3 protein-coding genes are annotated in these 2,515 nt (G+C 57.6%); all 3 read right to left on the reverse strand.

Translation table 11 applies throughout. The features are described from left to right. A partial coding sequence (locus tag ACETWG_10865; protein ID MFB0517085.1) for an SDR family NAD(P)-dependent oxidoreductase occupies window positions 1-683 on the reverse strand: 683 nt, incomplete at its 3' end. 73 nt (window positions 684-756) lie between these two features. After that, window positions 757-2,235 (reverse strand): hypothetical protein, encoded by a 1,479-nt coding sequence (locus ACETWG_10870; protein MFB0517086.1) that lies wholly within the window; start codon window positions 2,233-2,235, stop codon window positions 757-759. A gap of 21 nt (window positions 2,236-2,256) precedes the next feature. Next, a partial coding sequence (locus ACETWG_10875; protein ID MFB0517087.1) for a hypothetical protein occupies window positions 2,257-2,515 on the reverse strand: 259 nt, incomplete at its 5' end.

Here is a 2,515-nt window from a genome sequence, read left to right on the forward strand (position 1 = left end):
AGGAACAGGATCGGTCCGGCGATGTCCTCCGGTGGTGGGATGCGGTCCAGGGGAATGCCGGCCTGCACCCGGGCCCGGAATTCCTTATCGGCAAACACGCCTGCGCACATGGGCGTATCCACCCAGCCGGGAGCCACGGCGTTGACCCGGATGTCAGGGGCCAGCTCCACCGCCAGGGACTTGGTGTAGGCGATGATGGCCCCCTTGGTGGCGGCGTAGTGGCTGTGGAAGGCCTCCCCCCGCTGACCAGCGGTAGAAGATACGTGAATGATGTTCCCCCGGCCCGCCCGCTTCATCACCGGCACCACCGCATCGGTGTAGTTGAAAACCGATTTCAGGTTCACGGCCATCGTCTCGTCCCAGGCCGCCTCATTGCCGGTGCCCGTTTCCAGATCCGTCCAGATGCCGGCGTTGTTCACCAGTACATCCACCCGGCCCAGCTCCCGCTCCAGCGACGCCACGTGCAACCTGGCGCTTGAGAAATCGGCGACATCCCCCTTCAGCAGGAGAGCGCTCCGCCCCAGCTGCTCCACCTCCGCCTTCACCGCCTGGGCCTCCTCATCGTGGGAGCGGTAGACCAGTCCCACGTGGGCGCCCGCCCGGGCAAACAGAACCGCACAGGCCGCACCTATACCCCGCGATGCACCGGTAATGAGCGCTACCTGGTCGTGCAGATCAATCATTGGTTCTCCCCCTAATTGAGCAAACCGATTTCTCATGACCCAACGCTATTATAGTCCCGACTTACTGGGCCACCTACCAGACGTAGGCCAACTCAAGCATGTGAAAATTGCCGCCTTTGGCCTTTTTCTTTACTTCGGGCGGCTCCGGGGGCGGGGGCTTTTCACGCAACCTGACCCAAGTGGGAATGGCTTTCGTAAAACTATAAGTAAGCGCTATCCCGCCCAGGATAATCGACTTTCGCGCCTCAAGCGCCAGGAACTCAGCCTGGATAACATTGAGATATGACCGCGTCAGTTCGCCGCTGTCAAAAATTATCAGCTTTGTCCGCCGTTGAAGCAATCCCAAATCCGGTGTCATCCACACGTAGCCGACCACGAGAGCCCAGTCATCAACAGCCCGTGGGCTTCTGGCATATTCCAAAGCCAGCCGGTTGACCCGGGCCTCTCCTGATCCCCGATAATAGACCCGCAGCAACTGGTCAAATATGCCGATAGAGAAGGGCCAGGGATCCTGATGACCCCTCTGGGTACTGGCGACCTGATAATTGCCGTAGCTGAAAGTCGTCCGTGCCGAATTGGCCGACCAACAGGTCCCGATGAGCTCTACATCAGTTTCATCCAGAAGAAAAGTGGTGAGCTTACCGAAAGGCTGGCCATGGTGATATGATTCGCCGCTTCCATCAATAGCCGCTGTCTTCAACCGTAGTATGAGGGCGGTTCTATCGGTAAGATCATACTGGACTACAGCCTTGACACACGCGCTTGCTATCGCTGGATTGAATCCGAAGCTGACTCCTTCATACCACTTTGCGGGTGCATAAATCCAGCCGTGTTTATATCCTGTCTCGATTGAGAAACGGGGTGAAAAGTCGACCTTCATTTCGGCGGCCCACCAGCGGTGCCAGAACTTCACTTCGGCACGATATTCTTCGCCCTCGATCTTCCAATCGACCATCCGCGTATCGGGTTGCCATCCAGCATGGGCCGCCAGGGAAATAGCCGGGCGGGGCCGAATAGCCAACGCCAAGGCGGCACCGGGTAACCAACCACCATCCATATGGGTTACAGCTATCTTGCCGCCGGCCGTGAGACGCCGCCCCCACAGGTGCCGACCAATCCCGACCGCAAACCGCTGAACAGCCCACCCCAGGGAAACCCGCTCCTCCAAGGAGGGACACACTCGCCCGTTGGCTGTAAGGTGGCTCAGCTCAAATCCCAAACACCCGCCCTCCGGGCCCAGGGGCACCTCAAAATAAGACCCATACTCAAACCTGTCCACCTGAGTCCGGTATTGAGTCCCCTCTTCCCGGTACACATCGTCATACGAGGATACGATTCGAATCCGCGGCTGAGATACCATTGGCAGCTGCAGGAGCTCTATGCTACCATCTTGCCACCCTTCCCTCGGAAGACCGGATGATGCAAATAGGTCCCGGGTGTCAATATCGAGCCACCCCTGAAGCACCTGGGAAGAGACCGGGCTGCTTAAAAGCAGAAAAACCAGCCCCCAACCCATCACGGTGTTGGGGGCTTTGACGAACCGATTAGGCACTTAAATATTGAACTGCCGAAACTACGGTCGATTCACCAGGGCCCAGGGAATTAACCTTGTCCGAGATAAATCAGCAGGTATCCGCTTATATATACCCCCTGAAAAGAACTCGAAAGGAATGACAAGCGGTTCCGCCTTGGCCTCCAGAAAGTCCTGTTCGGTTATACCGAACGTAGCTTTGAAGTCAGCATCCGAGGCGATGTCTGGCAGAAAACCATTGATGGACGGATTCGGGAAAACCCACTCGGCATAGGTCGCGGCATCGAACGTGATGATACCG

The organism is Candidatus Neomarinimicrobiota bacterium (assembly GCA_041862535.1).
Lineage (GTDB): Bacteria > Fidelibacterota > Marinisomatia > SCGC-AAA003-L08 > TS1B11.